At 70.0% G+C, this 15,879-nt stretch carries 16 protein-coding genes, 1 tRNA gene and 1 pseudogene; all 18 read right to left on the minus strand.

The features are described 5' to 3' along the window. Positions 1-52 precede the first annotated feature (52 nt). Positions 53-1,951 (minus strand): response regulator, encoded by a 1,899-nt coding sequence (locus tag ABOZ73_RS12715; protein WP_369058507.1) that lies wholly within the window; start codon positions 1,949-1,951, stop codon positions 53-55. Next, on the minus strand, positions 1,948-3,612 hold the full coding sequence (locus ABOZ73_RS12720; RefSeq protein ID WP_369058508.1) for a response regulator: 1,665 nt from the start codon (positions 3,610-3,612) through the stop codon (positions 1,948-1,950). The genes ABOZ73_RS12715 and ABOZ73_RS12720 overlap by 4 nt, the downstream gene beginning before the upstream one ends. Beyond that, complete coding sequence (locus ABOZ73_RS12725) at positions 3,609-4,349, minus strand: CheB methylesterase domain-containing protein (RefSeq protein WP_369058509.1); 741 nt, start codon at positions 4,347-4,349, stop codon at positions 3,609-3,611. The genes ABOZ73_RS12720 and ABOZ73_RS12725 overlap by 4 nt, the downstream gene beginning before the upstream one ends. Then, positions 4,312-4,644, minus strand: coding sequence for a response regulator (locus tag ABOZ73_RS12730; protein ID WP_369062542.1), 333 nt, complete (start codon positions 4,642-4,644; stop codon positions 4,312-4,314). The genes ABOZ73_RS12725 and ABOZ73_RS12730 overlap by 38 nt, the downstream gene beginning before the upstream one ends. Positions 4,645-4,673: 29 nt before the next feature. After that, positions 4,674-6,815 (minus strand): response regulator, encoded by a 2,142-nt coding sequence (locus tag ABOZ73_RS12735; RefSeq protein WP_369058510.1) that lies wholly within the window; start codon positions 6,813-6,815, stop codon positions 4,674-4,676. Between the two features lie 13 nt (positions 6,816-6,828). Next, positions 6,829-8,496 (minus strand): methyl-accepting chemotaxis protein, encoded by a 1,668-nt coding sequence (locus ABOZ73_RS12740; protein ID WP_369058511.1) that lies wholly within the window; start codon positions 8,494-8,496, stop codon positions 6,829-6,831. Further along, positions 8,493-9,059 (minus strand): chemotaxis protein CheW, encoded by a 567-nt coding sequence (locus ABOZ73_RS12745; RefSeq protein WP_369058512.1) that lies wholly within the window; start codon positions 9,057-9,059, stop codon positions 8,493-8,495. Before ABOZ73_RS12745 ends, ABOZ73_RS12740 begins: the two co-directional genes overlap by 4 nt. Further along, positions 9,059-10,489 (minus strand): CheR family methyltransferase, encoded by a 1,431-nt coding sequence (locus tag ABOZ73_RS12750; protein WP_369058513.1) that lies wholly within the window; start codon positions 10,487-10,489, stop codon positions 9,059-9,061. Before ABOZ73_RS12750 ends, ABOZ73_RS12745 begins: the two co-directional genes overlap by 1 nt. Next, positions 10,486-10,983: a chemotaxis protein CheW gene (locus ABOZ73_RS12755; RefSeq protein ID WP_369058514.1), complete on the minus strand. Its 498-nt coding sequence runs from the start codon at positions 10,981-10,983 to the stop codon at positions 10,486-10,488. The genes ABOZ73_RS12750 and ABOZ73_RS12755 overlap by 4 nt, the downstream gene beginning before the upstream one ends. 70 nt (positions 10,984-11,053) lie before the next feature. Beyond that, positions 11,054-11,488, minus strand: a complete 435-nt coding sequence (locus ABOZ73_RS12760) for a helix-turn-helix domain-containing protein (RefSeq protein WP_369058515.1) — start codon at positions 11,486-11,488, stop codon at positions 11,054-11,056. Positions 11,489-11,505: 17 nt separating this feature from the next. Further along, positions 11,506-11,964 carry a hypothetical protein gene (locus ABOZ73_RS12765; protein ID WP_369058516.1) on the minus strand — a complete coding sequence of 153 codons (459 nt, stop codon included), beginning with the start codon at positions 11,962-11,964 and terminating at the stop codon, positions 11,506-11,508. A gap of 58 nt (positions 11,965-12,022) precedes the next feature. Next, positions 12,023-12,379: a hypothetical protein gene (locus tag ABOZ73_RS12770; protein WP_369058517.1), complete on the minus strand. Its 357-nt coding sequence runs from the start codon at positions 12,377-12,379 to the stop codon at positions 12,023-12,025. Between the two features lie 193 nt (positions 12,380-12,572). Next, positions 12,573-12,914, minus strand: a complete 342-nt coding sequence (locus ABOZ73_RS12775; RefSeq protein WP_369058518.1) for a hypothetical protein — start codon at positions 12,912-12,914, stop codon at positions 12,573-12,575. 187 nt (positions 12,915-13,101) lie between these two features. Continuing rightward, positions 13,102-13,347 (minus strand): annotated as a pseudogene (locus ABOZ73_RS12780) (LuxR C-terminal-related transcriptional regulator); the annotation flags it as partial. Further along, complete coding sequence (locus tag ABOZ73_RS12785; protein WP_369058519.1) at positions 13,337-14,590, minus strand: pentapeptide repeat-containing protein; 1,254 nt, start codon at positions 14,588-14,590, stop codon at positions 13,337-13,339. The pseudogene ABOZ73_RS12780 and the gene ABOZ73_RS12785, both read right to left, overlap by 11 nt. A gap of 157 nt (positions 14,591-14,747) precedes the next feature. Continuing rightward, a tRNA-Ser gene (locus ABOZ73_RS12790) sits at positions 14,748-14,837 on the minus strand. 97 nt (positions 14,838-14,934) lie between these two features. After that, positions 14,935-15,363 carry a PaaI family thioesterase gene (locus ABOZ73_RS12795; protein ID WP_369058520.1) on the minus strand — a complete coding sequence of 143 codons (429 nt, stop codon included), beginning with the start codon at positions 15,361-15,363 and terminating at the stop codon, positions 14,935-14,937. 12 nt (positions 15,364-15,375) lie between these two features. Then, positions 15,376-15,834, minus strand: a complete 459-nt coding sequence (locus tag ABOZ73_RS12800) for a PaaI family thioesterase (protein WP_369058521.1) — start codon at positions 15,832-15,834, stop codon at positions 15,376-15,378. Positions 15,835-15,879 lie beyond the last annotated feature (45 nt).

Genomic DNA, 15,879 nt, shown 5'->3' on the forward strand with positions numbered 1-15,879 from the left:
ATCGCGCCAGCCGTCATGCCCACTTGAGGTTGCAGCGGGCGGAAAGGCGCGCCTAAGCAGGGGTTGTCGATCGTACGGCGGCGAAGGCGTCGTGGACCCCGCGCGCCAGCGCGTCGACGTCGAAGGGCTTGCTCAGCACCACGATGTCGCCCGGCGGATCGCGCAGGTCGGGATGGCCGCTGACCAGCATGATCGGCAGGTTGGGACGGATGCGGCGCGCCGCCTCCACGAAATCCAGTCCCGTCATGCCGGGCATGGCGAAATCGACGATCGCCATGTCGATGGCGCGGTCCTGCTGCAGCATCGCCACCGCTGCTTCTGCGCCGTGGGCCTCCACGGCCTGATCGCCCAGCTGGCGGACGAACTCGCTGGTCACCGTGCGGACGCTGGCGTCGTCGTCGATGACCAGGACACGCGCGACCGGACGCGGCGGGGCCAGGGGCGCGGCGCTTTCGGTGCGCGCGGCGGCGGCGGTCGCGGCGCGGGGCAGCAGCAGGCTGATCGCCGTCCCATGGCCGGGCGCGCTGTCCACGTTCACCGCGCCATGCGAGCGCTGGACGAAGCCATAGACCATCGACAGGCCCAGGCCGGTGCCCTTGCCCACGTCCTTGGTGGTGAAGAACGGCTCGAAGATGCGGGCCGCGATCTCCGGATCGATGCCGGCGCCGGTGTCGGCCACCGTCACCCGCACATAGTCGCCCGCCGGCAGGCCGTCGGGGCCGTCCTCGGCGAAGGTCTCGGACTTGGTGGACAGGGTGACCACGCCGGTCTCGCCCATGGCGTCACGGGCGTTGACGCACAGGTTCAGGATGGCCAGCTCGAACTGGTCAGGCTCCACATGCGCCGCCCAGACCCCTTGCTCCAGCTTCCAGTCGATCTGCACCGCCCCGCCCATGCTGCGGGCCAGCAGGTCGCCCATGGCCTGCAGCAGCTCGTTGACGTCGACGCTTTCCGACCGCGGCTCGCGCTGGCGGCTGAAGCCCAGCAGGCGCTGGGTCAGGGCCGCGCCCTTCTTGGCCGCCAGGCTGGCGTTGTCGATGTAGCGACGCAGGCGGGGATCGTCCGGCAGGCGCCGTCCGGCCAGGTCCAGGCTGCCCAGGATGGCGGTCAGCAGGTTGTTGAAGTCGTGCGCCACGCCCCCGGCCAGGGTGCCCAGCGCCTGCAGCTTGTCGGCCTGGCGCAGGCGGGCCTCGGCCATGCGCTGGTCGGTGACGTCGCGGTCGAACTCTACCAGATGCTCGACCCCGGCGTCCCCGACGAGCGGGATGTGGCTGGTCTCGATCCATCGCGCGCCGCCCTCGCCGAAGCGTTCCTCCAGCGTCTGGGCCGGCTCGATCTTGGCGACCACCTTGCGCTCTATGGCGGCCATGGCGGCCCTGGCGTCGGGCGACAGCAGCTCACGCTCGATCTTGCCCAGGGCCTCGTCGCGCGACACGCCCAGCATCTGCGCCTTCAGGGCGTTCAGGCGGACGATGCGGCCGTCCGGGTCCTTGAAGGTCACCGCCGCCGGCAGGTTGTCCATCAGCGCCTGCAAAAGCCGCTGCTCGACCCGCAGCTCATGCGCCAGGCGGCTTCGCTCCACCGCGCTGGCGACCATGGCGCGCAGGGCCTGCGGCTCCCACGGCTTGGCCGCGTAGCCGCCGATGCCGCCGCTGTTGATCGCCGACACTACGGCCGACAGGTCGGCATAGCCGGTCAGCAGGATCGACGGGGCGGGGCTGATCTCCCGCGCCGCCGCCAGGAAGGCGTCGCCGGTCATGCCCGGCATGCGCTGGTCGGAGATGATCACCTCGAAGCCCGGCTCGCGCGCCAGCATCTCCAGGGCCTCGCGCGGCGAGGTGGAGGTGCGCAGGTCGTAGCGGTCCTCGAGCAGGTCCTCCAGGGCGATCAGGATGTCGGGCTCGTCATCGACGGCCAGGATCAGCGGACGTTCGGGCAGGCGGTGGCTCACGGCTCGCGACCCTCCGTCTCGGGGCTGATGGGGATGGTGATGACGAAACAGGCTCCCCCCAGGGAGCTGTCCTCGACGCTGATCGAACCCTTATGCGCCTCCACCACCGAATAGGCGATGGCGAGGCCGAGCCCTGTTCCAGAACCCACGGGCTTGGTGGTGAAGAACGGCTCGAAGATGCGGTCGCGCAGATCGGCCGGCACGCCGGGGCCGGAATCGGCCACGCTGATGCGATAGCGGCCGTTGATCTCGCTGGTGGCGATCTCGATGGCGCCCTGTCCGTCCACGGCGTCGGCGGCGTTGCTGACCATGTTCATCACCACCTGGTTTAGCAGGGCGGGAGAGCCTTCAAGGGTGCGGCCGGCCTCGAACTTGCGGCGCACCTCGATGCCGGGACCAAGCTTGTGCGCCAGCAGGGCCAGGACCGTCTCGATCGCTTCCGGCACGTCCAGGGTCTGAACGGCGCTTTCGTCCATGCGCGAGAAGCGGCGCAGGTTCAGCACCAGGTCCTGGATGCGCTTGAGGCCCAGCTGCATGGCGGTGAGCCGGTCGCGCGCCTTGCCCACGGCGGGATCGTCGCCGCCGATCTGGTTGACCAGCCGCTCCACCGTCGCGTGGTGGCCGAGGATGAAGGCCAGGGGGTTGTTGATCTCGTGGGCGATGCCGGCCACCAGCTCGCCCAGGGACGCCATCTTGGCGGCCTGGACCAGCTTGGCCTGGGCTTCCTTCAACTGGGAATTGGCTCCGGCGAGTTCGGCGTTGGCGCTCTCCAGCGCCTCGACCATGGCGGCGCGCGCATCGGACGCGGCCATCACCAGGGCGCGGTCGCGCTGTTCGGTCTCCTCGCGGCGGGTCTCTTCGGCCAGTTGCTTGCGTCGGATCAGGGCCCGGACGCGGACGGCCAGCACGTCGTCGCTGGCGTCGGCCGGCGCCACGTCGTCCGCCCCCGCCAGGAAGGCGGCGTCCAGCAGGCCGCGCCCGCCAAGCCCGATGATGCGCGGCGGGTCGCCGCCCTCGTCGCGCATGTGCTCCGACAGGCGGCCGCAGATCTCCAGCCCGTCGAAGGCGTGGGCCGACAGATTGATCAGGACGCAGTCCGCCGGCTCGACCAGCGCCGCGTTCAGCCCCGCCTCGTCGGCGACGGCTTCGACCGAATAGCCTTCCTGGGTCAGGATCTCCTTCATGTGCAGACGGGCGGTCGCGCCGTCATGCAGGATCACCACCCGCCCCCGCTTGAAGGGCGAGAAGGCCGCCGCCTTGGGCGCGTTCGGGGCGATGTCCGACGCTCGCCGCAGCAGGGCCTTGAGGCGCAGGCGGATCAGGTCGGGATCGGCGGATTTCGACAGATAGGCGTCGGCGCCGCTTTCCAGTCCCTGGCGCTCCAGGTCCTCGTCGCGGGCCCCGGTCAGCATCAGCACCGGGATCGCCCGGGTGCGGCCGTTCAGGCGGATCTGGCGCGACAGCTCCCGCCCATCCATCCCGGGCAGGTGGACGTCGGCGATCACCAGGTCGGGGATGTGGTTGTTGAGGCTCTCCAACGCCGCCTCGGCGGTGGCGGCGCGCTCGACGCGATAGCCCTCGGTCTCCAGCAGGGCCCGCAACTGCAGGGCCTGGGTCTCCGAATCCTCGACCAGCAGGATCTCGACGCCGGAGACGCTCACGCCTTCTCCTCCGCCATCTGCACCAGCTTGGGCCCGATCATGTCGAGAGGCAGGCTGGCGCTGGAAGCGCCCATCCGCACCGCGGCTCCGGGCATGCCGTAGACGACGGTGGTGTTCTCATGCTCGGTGATGGTGCAGCCGCCGGCCTGGCGCAGTTCCAGAAGGCCGCGCGCGCCGTCCTCGCCCATGCCGGTCAGCAGCACGCCCACCGCGCGCGAGCCGACGGTCTTGGCCATGGATTGGAACAGCACGTTGGCGGACGGTCTCTGCCCGCCGACCGGCGCGGCGTCGGTGACCATCAAGGCGCCGCCGGCTCGCAGCGCCAGGTGCCGGTCGCCCGGCGCCACATAGACGCGGCCAGGCTCGGCCAGCTCGCCGGCGCGGGCGATGGACACCGGCATCGACACCAGGCTCCCCAGCCAGGCGGCGAAGCCCTCCATGAACGGCGCGCCCATGTGCTGGACCACAAGCACCGGCGCGGGGAAGTTGGCGGGCAGGGCGCCGATCACCTTGGCCAGGGCGGGCGGTCCGCCGGTGGAGGCGGCGAGGCCCAGCACGCTCATCTTCTGGAAGGCCGGGATGTCCAGCCGCGCGGGCGGCGGCTTGGCGGGCGCCAGGGACGCGCCGATGGCGCGGCGGCGGATCACCGGCACGCTGCTCATGATGAACAGCTGGGTGCGGATGTCGTCGGCCAAGGCGTCATAGGCCTGGCTGGCGAGGCCCGCCGGCTTCTCCACCACCGTCAGCGCCCCGGCGCGCAGGGCGTTCAGCGAGATCTTCAGCGAGTTCCTCGACCGAATCCGCGATCACCACGATAGGCGTGGGATGCTCGGCCATGATCCGGCGGGTGGCCTCCAGCCCGTCCATGCCCGGCAGGCGGATGTCCATGGAGATGACGTCGGGCTTGACCTCCTCCAGCACCTCCAGCGCCTCCTCCGCAGAAGCGACGGCCAGGGCCACGGTCAGGCGCGGATCAGCGTCTATGATGTGCGTCAGGAGGGTCCGCACCACGGCGGAATCCTCGACGATCATAACCCGCACGGGCTTTTTCGGACGAGCGGTCACAGCAGTTGGCCGATGGTCGCCAAGAGTTCGCGCTGATCGAACTTCTGCTTGGTGATGTAGGCGCCGGCGCCCAGGGTCAGGCCGCGGCGCACATCCTCGGGATCCTGGCGCGAGGTCATCAGGATCACCGGCAGGACCGACAGGGCGGCGTCGGCCTTGATCGCCTGCAACAGCGAGAAGCCGTCCATGCGGGGCATCTCGACGTCCGCCACCACCAGGTCGAACACCTCGCCGCCCGAGCGCAGCTTTTCCAGGGCGTCCAGGCCGTCGACGCTGAGCACGACGCGATAGCCCTGGGCCTCCAGGATGCTCTTCTCAAGCGTGCGGGTGGTGATGGAATCGTCGACCACCAGGATGGTCCGCACGGCGGCGGCCTCATCGCGGACCTCTGCGGCGGCAGCCGCGCGGCCGCCCTCCGTCCAGCGCCGGATCAAGGCTTCGGGATCGAGGACCAGCGCCGGCGTCTCGTCCTCCAGCTGGACGCCGCCCGTGACCAGCGACGGGTCCAGCAGCAGGCCGGGCGTCTCGTTGACCAGCATGGAGCGTACGTCGCGCAGGCCGTCCACGGCCACCGCGAGCCGCCGGCCGCCGCTGTTGATCAGCAGCGCCTTCACGGCGTCGGCCTCGATGGGCAGGGGAGCGGCGGTCAAATCGATGAGGGCGGAAAGCGGGACAAGCGGGACGACAACGTCCTCGCCCCCGATAACGATCCGCACCGTCGGGCGGCCATCGAGCATTTCAACGTCACCGCGCCCCAGCCGCAGCAGCCGCTCCACGCCGGTTGCCGGGACCGCGTAGACGGCGTCGGCGCTGTCGACCAGCGCCACCGTCTGGCGCGAGGCCGAGAACGGCAGGGACAGGGTGACGACCGCGCCCCAGGGATCGCCCGCCTGCATCTGCACCGAGCCATGCAGGCGGCGTGCGGCGTCGGCGACGACCGACAGGCCCGCGCCGCGGCCGGACAGGCGATCCACCGTCTCGGCGGTGGTGAAGCCCTGCTCGAAGACCAGGGCCAGAAGCTGCTCGGGCGTGTGCGGCCCCGGGCCGATCAGGCCGCGCTCTACGGCGGCGACGGCGATCCTCTCCAGGTCCGGGCCGGGACCGTCGTCGCGGACGGACAGCTCCAGTTGGTCGCCGCGCGCCGCGATGCTCAGGGTGATGGCGGCGACCGGCGGCTTGCCCTTGGCCTTGCGGGTCTTGGCCGTCTCCACGCCATGGCTGACCGCGTTGCGCAACAGGTGCATCGCGGGGTCCTTCAGGGCCTGCAACAGGCCCCGGTCGGCGCGCACGTCCAGACCCTCGACCACCACCTCGACCTTCAGGCCGTCCTCGCGCGCCAGCTCGCGGGTCATGGCCGCCAGGCCGCCGAACACCTCCTCGGCCGGGGTCAGGGCCAGGCGTTCGGCGTGATCACGCACCTCGCGCGCCTGCTGGTCCAGGGCCCAGTCAGCGCGGGCCTTGCGTTGGGTGAAGGCGCCCAGGTCGCGCAGCAGCCGACGCAGGGCGATATCGAATTCCAGAGCGGGGGCCGCGCCGCCGCTGCGCGCCCGGTCCCAAAGACGGCCCAGGTCGCGCGCCTCGCCATGGATCTGGCGCAGGGTGGCGCGCAGGCTGGCGTGGCTTTGCAGTTCCGCCGACAGGGCCAGGGCGGCGGCCGACAGAGCCTCGACCTCGCCCGCCTCGACCCGCAGATAGGTGACCGCGTCGTTGTCTTCCTCTGCCGGCGCCGCGGCCGCCGCGGCCGGCGCGGCCTGCGCCGGCGCTTCGGCTTTCAGCGTCAGGCCCAGCCGCTCGCCCAGGCTGTTCAACGCCGCCGTGGCCGAAGGCGCCTGGCGGCCCAGCTTCAGGGCGGCGGCCTGGCCCTCGACCGCGTCGAGGCCGAACTCGATGGCGGTCAGGGTCTCGCGGTCGAACTGTCCGTCGCCGTCCATGGCCCGCTGGAAGATCGCCTCCAGACGGTGAGACAGTTCCTCGATCACCGGCATGTCCACGGCGCGGGCGGCGCCCTTCAGGCTGTGCACCCGGCGGAAAGCCTCCTTCAGATCGCCGCCAGCCGCCAGCAGGCGACGGATCGCCTCGATGTGCTCACGGTGCTCGACCTCGAAGGCGGCGAGCAGTTGCTGACGGATGTCGGACACGCGGAACCCGGCGCTAGACGCGATAGCGTTCCACCAGCCCGAGCAGCTGGCGCGACAGGTTCGACAGGTTGGCCGCGGCCTCGTCTAGCTGGCGGGTGCCGGCGGCGGTCTGCTGGCTGGCCTGGCGGATGTTCTGCAGCGCGCCCATCACCTGCTCGATGCCCAACTGCTGCTGGTTGGTCGAGGCGACGATCTGCTGGAATGTCTGGACACTTTCCTGCACCCGGCCGGTGATCTCGGTGATCGTGCGCTGGGTGGTGTCGGTGCGCTCCTTGCCGGCGGCCACGCGCTTGACCGCTTCCTCGGTCAGCATGACCGACGAATTGATGCCGCGCTGGATGTCGCCCAGGATCGAGCGGACTTGAACCGTGGCGTCCTTTGCCTGGTCGGCCAGCAGCTTCATCTCCGACGCCACCACCGCGAAGGCGCGGCCGTTCTCGCCGGCCGACGCCGCTTCCAGCGCCGCGTTCAGGGCCAGCAGGTGCGTACGTTCGGAGATGTCGTTCACCGTGGCGATGATATCGCCCACAGCCTGGGTCTTTTCGCTGAGGGCGACGATGTTCTCGGCCACGGCCTCGGCTTGGTCGCGGATGGCGTCCATGGCCTTGGCGGTCTCATCGACGGCCCGCAGGCCCTCGTTGCTGGTGTGGGCCGTGGCCTGGGCGGTGGCGATCACCTCCTGGGCGCGACGGCCGATCTGGGCGCCGGAGTGGGTGATCTCGTCGACGGTGGCGGCCGTCTCCTGGACGGCGGCCAACTGCTCCTCGACGCTGGCGGCCTGCTCCTGGGTGGAGGCGCGGATCTCGGCGGTGGCGGCGTTCAGGTTCTCGGTGGCCTCGCGGCTCTGCTTGGCCAGATGGCTCAGCCCCTCGACCATCTCGTTGAGGTTGCCGCCCAGCTTGCCGATCTCGTCGTAGCCGACGGCGGCCTTGCCGGTCAGGTCGCCCTGGCCGACCTTGCCCACGAAGGTCATGAACGCGCCCAGCGGCCCGACGATGGAGCGGCGGATCAGATAGGTGATGACCACGGCGATGGCCGCCGCCGCGATCAGGAACGCGAAGATCCAGATGCGGCTGTTGTCGTAGGTTTCGTTCACCCGGCGCTGTCCGGACAGGATCGCCTCGTCCAGAACGGTCTCCGCTGTCTGCATGCCTCGGCCGAATTCGGCTCGGCGCTGGACCAGCGCGGTCTGGGCCGCCGCCACGCCCTGGGCGTCGCCGGTGCGCACGGCGGTGAACAGGGCTTCGGTATCCGCGCGGCCTTGGCGCGATGCGACCGCGGTGGCCGACAGGGCCTGCTCGATCCGACCCCAGGCCTCCTCCCGATCGGAAGAAAGCGAGGTCGCCCGGAATTCACGAGCCTTGGCCACGGCCGCCGCCAGGGTGGCGTCCATGTCCAGGCCCTTTTGCCGCCAGACGGCGATCGGGTCGGAGTCGTCGCCGCCCAGCCCGCCGGCCGAGCGCGACAGATAGCTGGTGATGACCGCGTCGCTGGCGGCGCGCATCTCGTTGGCGATGTTCCGCACGCCGGAGACTTCGCGCATCATCGCCATGTCGCGGGTCACGACCGTCTCGGTGGTGTCCTTGACCACCCCGACCTGGCTCAATCCAAAGATGCCGATGCCCAGCATCAGCGTAATCACGAAGGCGAAGCCGAGAAGGATTCTGTTGGCGATCGTCACGAGGTCAGGCTCCGGGAAGGGCTGGTCTGCAGCGCGCGGTTCAGCGCGTCGGAATTGAGGAGGGCGGCGGTGCGGTCGGCGTGGTCGCGCAGGCCCGCGCGCACGGCGGCTACGGGGTGGGTGTTGTCGCCCTTGTCGGCCAGGGGCTCCACCTCGGCCACGCCCAGAACGAAGTCGACCCGCAGGGCGGTCGGATGCGGCGCGTTGGCCAGCACAAGAAGCTGGCCGCTGGTGGCCGGCGTCGTCGCCGAACCGAGCAGCACGGCCAGGTCCATCGCCGCATGCAGCTTGCCCGCATGGGACAGCACGCCGATCACGGCGGGGTGGCTGCGGGGGGCGGAGGCGATCCGCGATATGGCCGTCACCTGGCTGACCAGGTTCAGCGGCAGGCCGACCAGTCCGCCGGCGGTCTCGCACAGCAGGACGGGAAGGGTGGGGGCGGAGACGGTCTCGACACCGCGCACGGCCAGCCGCTCGGTGCGCGCCGCCGTGATGCGCCGCGCCCGCGCCGGCGAAATCTCGCCGGTCGACAGCTTGGTTTTCCTGGTGCGACCTGTGGCCATCACCCCCCCGTAACAAACTCAAGCTGCGCGCGCGCAGCCTTACGCAGCGCGCCCGCGGTGAGCCCCGACCCGGCCGTCAAACGCGCGTCCGCAGACAAGGTTCCCGCAATTTTCGCCGCCGTCGCCAGGGCGCGTCGCCCGCTCGGCTTGCGCCCGGTCGCCGCCAGCAAAAGGCCCAGGTGATAGTGCGCCAGCGCGAACTCGCGGTTCAGGTACAGGGCCCGACGGAACGCCGCCTCGGCGTCGGCGGTCCGATCGACGGCCTGCAGGATCACGCCCTCGATGAAGTGCAGCTCCGCCGCCTCGGGCCGCTCGCCGATCGCCTTGCGGCACTGGGCCAGGGCGTCGTCATATCGCCCGGCGTCGGCGGCGGCCTGGATGGCGGCGAAGGTCTGCTCCAGCGGCGGCGAGGCGGCCGGCGCGGGAGCGGGAGCGAGGGCAGGGGGCGGAGCTTTCGGGATGAAGCGAGGCGTCGGGGCTGGTTCCGGCGGATCGATCAGCACCGCCGGCGGTTCGAAGACGATGGTCCCGGGCAGGGCCGGCGGCTCATAGGTCTCCCCCTCCGCCGGCTTGCGATAAGCCGCCGTCCCTGGCAGCGAGATCGGCTCCAGCGCGCGGGCGAAGTTAGGATTGGGCTCGGCATGGCCGACCAGCAGCCAGCCGCCCCCGGACATCCGCTCGCCCATGGCCTCGACCAGGGCGTCCACCGTCGTCGTATGGAAATAGATCAGCACGTTGCGGCACAGGATCAGGTCGAACTCCGACCATTCCAGCGGCGCGTCGCCCGTCAGCAGGGTCAGCAGATTGGCCCGCTCGAACCGCACCAGCGACCGGTAGGCTCCTTTCAGCCGCCAGCGCCCCTTGTCCTCCGCCTCGAACCAGCGCGCCTGATCCTCCGGCTTCAGCGCCCGCAGCGCCCAGCGCCCGAACACCCCGGCCTTGGCGCTGTCCAGCGAGGCTTGGTTGATGTCGGTCCCCAGGATCGAGATGCGCCAGTCGGGCAGCTTCTCGCCCAGCATCTGCGACAGCAGGATCGCCACCGAATAGGGCTCGGAACCGTTGGCGCAGCCGGCGCTCCAGATGCGCAGCCGCTTGCTCTGCCGCCGCCGCTCCAGCAGCTCCGGCAGGATCGTTTCGCGCAAGGCCGTGAACTGTTCGGCGTAGCGGAAGAAGAAAGTCTCCCCCACCGTGATCTCGGCTTCCAGCGCCGCCCACTCGCGCTCACCGTCGATGCCGTCCAGCCGTTCCGCATAGGCGGCGGCGTCGGCCGCGCGCACCGCGGTCATGCGGCGGCGGATCCGCTCCCAGAGCAGGTCGTCCTTGTCGTCGTAGTAGAAGTGGCCGGTGCGTTCGATGATCCGCCGCTTGAGGCCCTGGAAGGGGTGCGACGGGTCGAGGATCTGGGCGTCGTTGGCGCGCCGCGGGATCAAGCCGCTGACGGGCTCCACTCATCGATCCGCGCCTGGGCGGCCTCGGCGATGTCGGCCAGGCGGGCCTTCTCCTCGGCCAGCAGCAGGCGCTCGACGGACAGCACCGGGATCAGCACGCCGTCGCTCGACAGCTGGGCGCTGACGCAGCCGTTCAGGCTGTCGCCTTCCTCGGCGGGGCGCAGGGCGTCGGGACCAGCCTCGACCACGTCCAGGATGCGGTCGACCAGCAGGGCGACGCGGCGCTCGCCCGAGCGGACGATGACCAGATGGCTGTAGAGGCTGGGCTCTTCCGAGGCGGCGCCGAACAGCGCGGCCAGCGACACGGCCGGAACGGCCTCGCCGCCCAGGTTGAACACCCCGGCCAGGGCGCGGGGCGCCGCCGGAGGGCGGGCCAGGTCGGGAACGGGCAGGAACTCGACGACCGCCTCGCGCGGCAGGGCCGCGATGGTGGCGCCGAACTGGAAGGTGGCGAAGATGTCGCGCGGCGAGCTCATGCCCGCCATTAGCCACACGAGCCCCGGCGGCGGCAATGGCCGCCAGCGTGTTCTGGGCTGAACGCCGCCCTTAGGCGGCGCTTTCCTCGTATTCGTCGGTCATCGAGGTGACTAGCTGGACCACCCGGCGACGCACGGCGTTGCTGGTGATCTTGGGGAAGGCGCGAGCGATCTCGAGGCCTTCCGGGGTCAGCAGGAATTCCTGGACCGCTTGTTGGTCGTCGAGGGCCGTGACGTCCGCCGGGGTCTCGGCGGTCGGGTCCGGCAGGCCGTCGAAGAAGTAGCTGATCGGCACGCCCATGGTGCGGGCCATGTCGTACAGCTTCGAGGCCGACACGCGGTTCACGCCGCGCTCGTACTTCTGAACCTGCTGGAAGGTCAGGCCCAGGCCCTCGGCCAGTTGCGTCTGGCTGATGCCCAGATGCTTGCGGCGAAGCCGGATGCGGGCGCCGACGTGGATGTCGGTCGGGTTCGGAGCGGATTCGAGCTTGTCTTGGGCGTTCATGTTTTCCCGCTACACCCTCAAGCTGTACCGCGCAACGAGGAGCGACGATTCGCCTCAAGAAGCGTGCCGGCGACGATGGCCCCCAGCAGCAGATAGCTGGAGATGAAAAGTCCGGTCAGATAGGCCCGCGTGACGATCTGCGGATCGACCATGGCCCCCAGGTGCATCACCGTGCCCAGGGCGTGGAAACCCGCCGCCCACAAGGGCCAGAAGCGCGCCGACCGCAAGGCCAGGGCGACCAGGAACGCCAGCAGGACCGCGTCGATCGCCAGGATCCCGAGCTGCGGTCCCAGGTGCACGTTCAGGTTCTGGGTGAAGGGCGTGATGATCCAGCAGACCAGCACGACGGTGGCGCCCGCCGCCTCGGTCCGTCCGCCACGCCAGAAGGCCAGCACGGCGGTGGCGACCACGGCCGCCATCCCGATCTGCTGAGTCGGCGTGTGCAGGTGCAGTTGACGCAGGACGTCCGAAAGCAAAATGGGGCCTCCTTCCGGAGACCCCATATAAACTGCGCCATGAACCGGCGGCAATTCGTCAGGCGGCTTGCGTCTCGACGGCGCGCAGGTCGCGGCCGGCCAGGCGGGCGCTCGGCGGCTTCTCGGGGCCGGTGCCGACCATCACCGCGCCCAGGCCGATGTCGTGCTGGGCGACGGTCAGCTCCTTGTGGGTCTCGACGATGGAGCGGCGGGCCAGGCCCAGGGCGCTCACGGTCTCGATGGCCTTCTCGATGGCGCTTTGACCGATCAGCGCCGACAGGTTGGCGTCGCTGCGGATGGCCGGCATCAGGCCCGCCAGCTTGGCGGTCGCGGCCAGGGCCGCGTCGATGGCGGCTTCGGATTCGTACAGGCTTTCAGCCACCTTCTCGGCGACCATGCGGCGTTGCTTGAGCATGAGTGGTCCCTCCGCGCCGGACGTGCCCCGGCGAGTTGTTGGATTGCTGCTTCCGATAGACGCCGCGGGACCTTGCGGCGCCGCAGCGGTTACATGAGTTCCTTCAGGGCGTGGAGGCCGGCTAGAATGCCCCCGAAGCCCACGGCCGCACCGATGGCGATCGCCGCGATCCAGCCGAGTCTCGCGAAGAGACCTAGGTCGTTTCGCTCTCCCCAAGCCGGGGCTGGAACCCATCGTCCAGCACCGTCGAGGCGAGGCACAAAATCTCCCGCAGGACCATTTCTGGAGGCTTCCAGCGGGCCAGTTTGCGCGTGGCTGAAACCATCCCCGCGATGAAGTCCGCCTTCTCCCCGCCAGCCAGGTCGTTCAGCTGGCGTTCGAGTTGCTCCCAGGTGAAACCCGGCAGCGCGGTCTGCATCGAGGGCTGTTCCACCCACCTGCTCTCGAACGAGCGGACCTCGTTCCTCAGCCAGAGCGCGTCCATGATGACCTGCGCCGAGCCCGTGCTCTGGGTGTTGATCGAACCGTCGTCCATGAGTGTCGCCTCCATGTCCCCCAGAAGGCGGGACGCTCGGCGGCGGCGACAGTCGGGCCGATTCCCATGGGGGATTTTCCCCACCCCCGGGAAGGACCTCGGCGACGTCGGAAGACGTGAAGGCGAGCATGCGGACGGCGTCGCGACGGCTGCTGGCGCCCAGGCGCTTGCAGGCCTTCTCCACATGGGTGTCGACGGTCTTGGCGCTGATGCCCAGCTGCCGACCGATCTCCTTGGAGTTCATGTATTGCGCGGCCAACTGCAGGCACTCGCGCTCGCGCGGCGTCAGTCGCTCCATACCGTCGGGTTCCAGCTCGTTCATGCGCGTATGAGTAAACGTCCAAAGACTCGCTACGCCAAGTAGAATTGCTGGCGGCGGAATCAAGCGATCTCGGGATTTTCTCGCGTGCGGCGGGGTGGGGTCAGGCCCCATCTCCCTTTGGGGCGTTGCCCCATATCACCAGGTTGGTGACAACATTTTGCAGGCTGGCGCCCTCGACGGCGGCGCCCGTGAAGTCAGCGCCGCGCAGGTCGGCGTCGTCCAGAATGGCGGCGGTGAAGTCCGCGCCCAGGGCGTCCAGATAGCGCGCGCGGACCTCCGACAGGTCCGCCGCCGCGTTTCGGTCGCGCAGGTTCAACGGGCCCAGCGTGGCGTCTCTCAGCACCGCCTTGCTCAGGTTCGCCCCGCGCAGGCGCACGCCCCGCAGGTCGGCCCCGCGTAGATCGGCGGCCCGCAGGTCGGCGCCGTCCAGCCTGGCGCCCTGCATCTCGGCCCCGGCCAGCTTCACCCCGACCATGCAGGCGCGGCGGGCGGAGATCGCCGTCAGCTTCAGCCCGCTCAGCGCGTCGCCCAGGGGGCGCAGATCCTCGCCGTCGATGATGGCCGGCGCGCCTTCGCGGCCGTCGCTGCGGCACCAGCGGTCATGTTCGACCAGCGCCGCGTGAACGACGCGTGCGCGCTCGATGGTCTCCCGCGTCGGGTCGGTCAGGCAGCCGCCCATCTTGGTGGCCACGGTCTTGGCCCCGGTCAGGTTGACGTTCATCAGCACCGCGCCGTCGAAATCGGCCCGGTCCAGATCGGCGTTGGTGAAGTCGGCGTTGACCAGGATCGCCCCGGAGAACTTGGCGCCACGCAAGGTCGCTCCCTGCAGCGTCACGCCGCGCAGGGCCGCGTCGGTGAAGTCGGCCGAGATCGCCGAGACGTCGGAGAACTGCGCGTCGTTCAGCACCGCGCCGCCGAAATCGGCGTCCTCGGCGTCGGCGGGTTTCAGTTGGTCCTCGCCGGAACGGTTGCGGCTGGCGCCGGGGGCGGTGACGACCGCCGGGCGCAGGTCCGCGCGGGTCAGGTTGACGGAGCTGAGGGTCGCGCCGCGCAGGACCACCCCGCGCATGTCGGCGTCCACCAGGCTGGCGCCGCGCATGTCGGCCCGCCGCAAGTCGCAGCCGAACAGGTTGGCCCCGTCCAGCTTGGAGCCCTGCATCTTGCAGCCCTCCAGAACCGAGGCGGAAAGGTCGACGCCCGACAGGTCGCGCCGGGAAAGATCGAGGCCGCTGAGATGGGTGAACCGCAGGATCGCGCGCCGGCCGCCGGCCTGGCGCCCCACGAGGCGTTCGTGAGCGGTCAGGATCATGTCGAGTTCCGGCTGCGTCAGACGCCGGCGGCCCGAAAGCTCCATGTCAGCCCGCAAACCCTTGCCCTCCCCAGGAAGCTGCGCCTTGTGCGTGCCTTCTAAACACGCTCAATCGCCGCGACGCCAGACCCGCCGCCGCGATTCTGCGTCGCAGGTGCGGACTGCTCGGCCTTGCGGCGTCGGGTTCAGATTATCAGGGAAGTGGCGGAGAGGGTGGGATTCGAACCCACGATACCCTTGCAGGTATGCCGCATTTCGAGTGCGGTGCATTCGACCACTCTGCCACCTCTCCTAAGCCGGGTGTGGAGCCCCTTTAAGGGCCCCCGTGATCGAGGCGCGGAAACTAGCGGCGAGGTCCCGCTTTCGCAAGCCCGTCTTACAGGACTTTTTCAACCCGGGTTTTTGGGGTGCAGAACCATTTGGGTGCAGCGGAACAGGGCGATGGTCCTGCCGGTCACCTCGTGGGTGACGACGGCGTCCCACACCTGGGTCATACGGCCCCCGTGGGCGAGCCTGGCCTCCACCGCCACCGCGCCGTCGCGGGCGGTGCCCAGGAAGTTGGATTTCAGCTCGATGGTGGTGAAGCTGGCCGCGCCCTCGGGCAGGGACACCATGCAGCCATAGCCGCAGGCGCTGTCGGCCAGGGCGATGACGCTGGCGGCGTGCAGGAAGCCGTTGGGCGCCATGTGGTGCGGCTGCACCTCGAAGCGGCCCTTCACCAGGCCAGGCTGCGCCTCCAGCCATTGAAGGCCGAGCAGGGCGGGCAGGGAGCCAGCCTGGGCCTGGGTCAGCTGTTGCGAAAAATCTATATCGGACATGCTTTTCGATCCTCAGGCGGCGACGCGTTCAGCGGTCACCACCGCCATGGTGGCCAGTCCCACGGCGACCAGCCGCTCGGTCCCATTGTCGCCGACGGCGTAGACCTTGGCCTCCACCGGTATCAGCGAACGGCCTGGCTTGACCACCGTGGCCCGGCAGACCAGCCGGCCGCGACGGGCGGGGGCGACGATGTTGAGCTTGTACTCGGCGGTCAGCACCGTGCTGCCCGGCTGGCGCAGGGCCGAGCCCCCGGCCGCCGCGCAGGCCACATCGACCAGAAAGCCGACGGCCCCGCCGTGAAAGAAGCCGTTGTGCTGCGCCACCTCGTCCCGATAGGCGAGGGCGACGACCGCGTTCCCGCGGCTCAGCTCCACGATCTCCGCGCCCATGTGGCGAAACAGGCCCTGGTCGTTCAGCGCCTTTCGGATCAGCGCGTCGACGGGGGCGAAGTCGGAATCAGGCTCGCTCATGCAAACTCCTTCGTATGCGAAGAAGCTAGTCAGGCGACGTTGCGG

Source organism: Caulobacter sp. 73W (assembly GCF_041021955.1).
GTDB lineage: Bacteria > Pseudomonadota > Alphaproteobacteria > Caulobacterales > Caulobacteraceae > Caulobacter.

Coding starts and splice junctions, on each gene's coding strand:
- ABOZ73_RS12730 (WP_369062542.1), bottom strand. CDS start 4,644: ATGATCGTCGAGGATTCCGCCGTGGTGCGGACCCTCCTGACGCACATC.
- ABOZ73_RS12745 (WP_369058512.1), bottom strand. CDS start 9,059: ATGGCCACAGGTCGCACCAGGAAAACCAAGCTGTCGACCGGCGAGATT.
- ABOZ73_RS12755 (WP_369058514.1), bottom strand. CDS start 10,983: ATGAGCTCGCCGCGCGACATCTTCGCCACCTTCCAGTTCGGCGCCACC.
- ABOZ73_RS12760 (WP_369058515.1), bottom strand. CDS start 11,488: ATGAACGCCCAAGACAAGCTCGAATCCGCTCCGAACCCGACCGACATC.
- ABOZ73_RS12770 (WP_369058517.1), bottom strand. CDS start 12,379: ATGCTCAAGCAACGCCGCATGGTCGCCGAGAAGGTGGCTGAAAGCCTG.
- ABOZ73_RS12775 (WP_369058518.1), bottom strand. CDS start 12,914: ATGGACGACGGTTCGATCAACACCCAGAGCACGGGCTCGGCGCAGGTC.
- ABOZ73_RS12785 (WP_369058519.1), bottom strand. CDS start 14,590: ATGGAGCTTTCGGGCCGCCGGCGTCTGACGCAGCCGGAACTCGACATG.
- ABOZ73_RS12795 (WP_369058520.1), bottom strand. CDS start 15,363: ATGTCCGATATAGATTTTTCGCAACAGCTGACCCAGGCCCAGGCTGGC.
- ABOZ73_RS12800 (WP_369058521.1), bottom strand. CDS start 15,834: ATGAGCGAGCCTGATTCCGACTTCGCCCCCGTCGACGCGCTGATCCGA.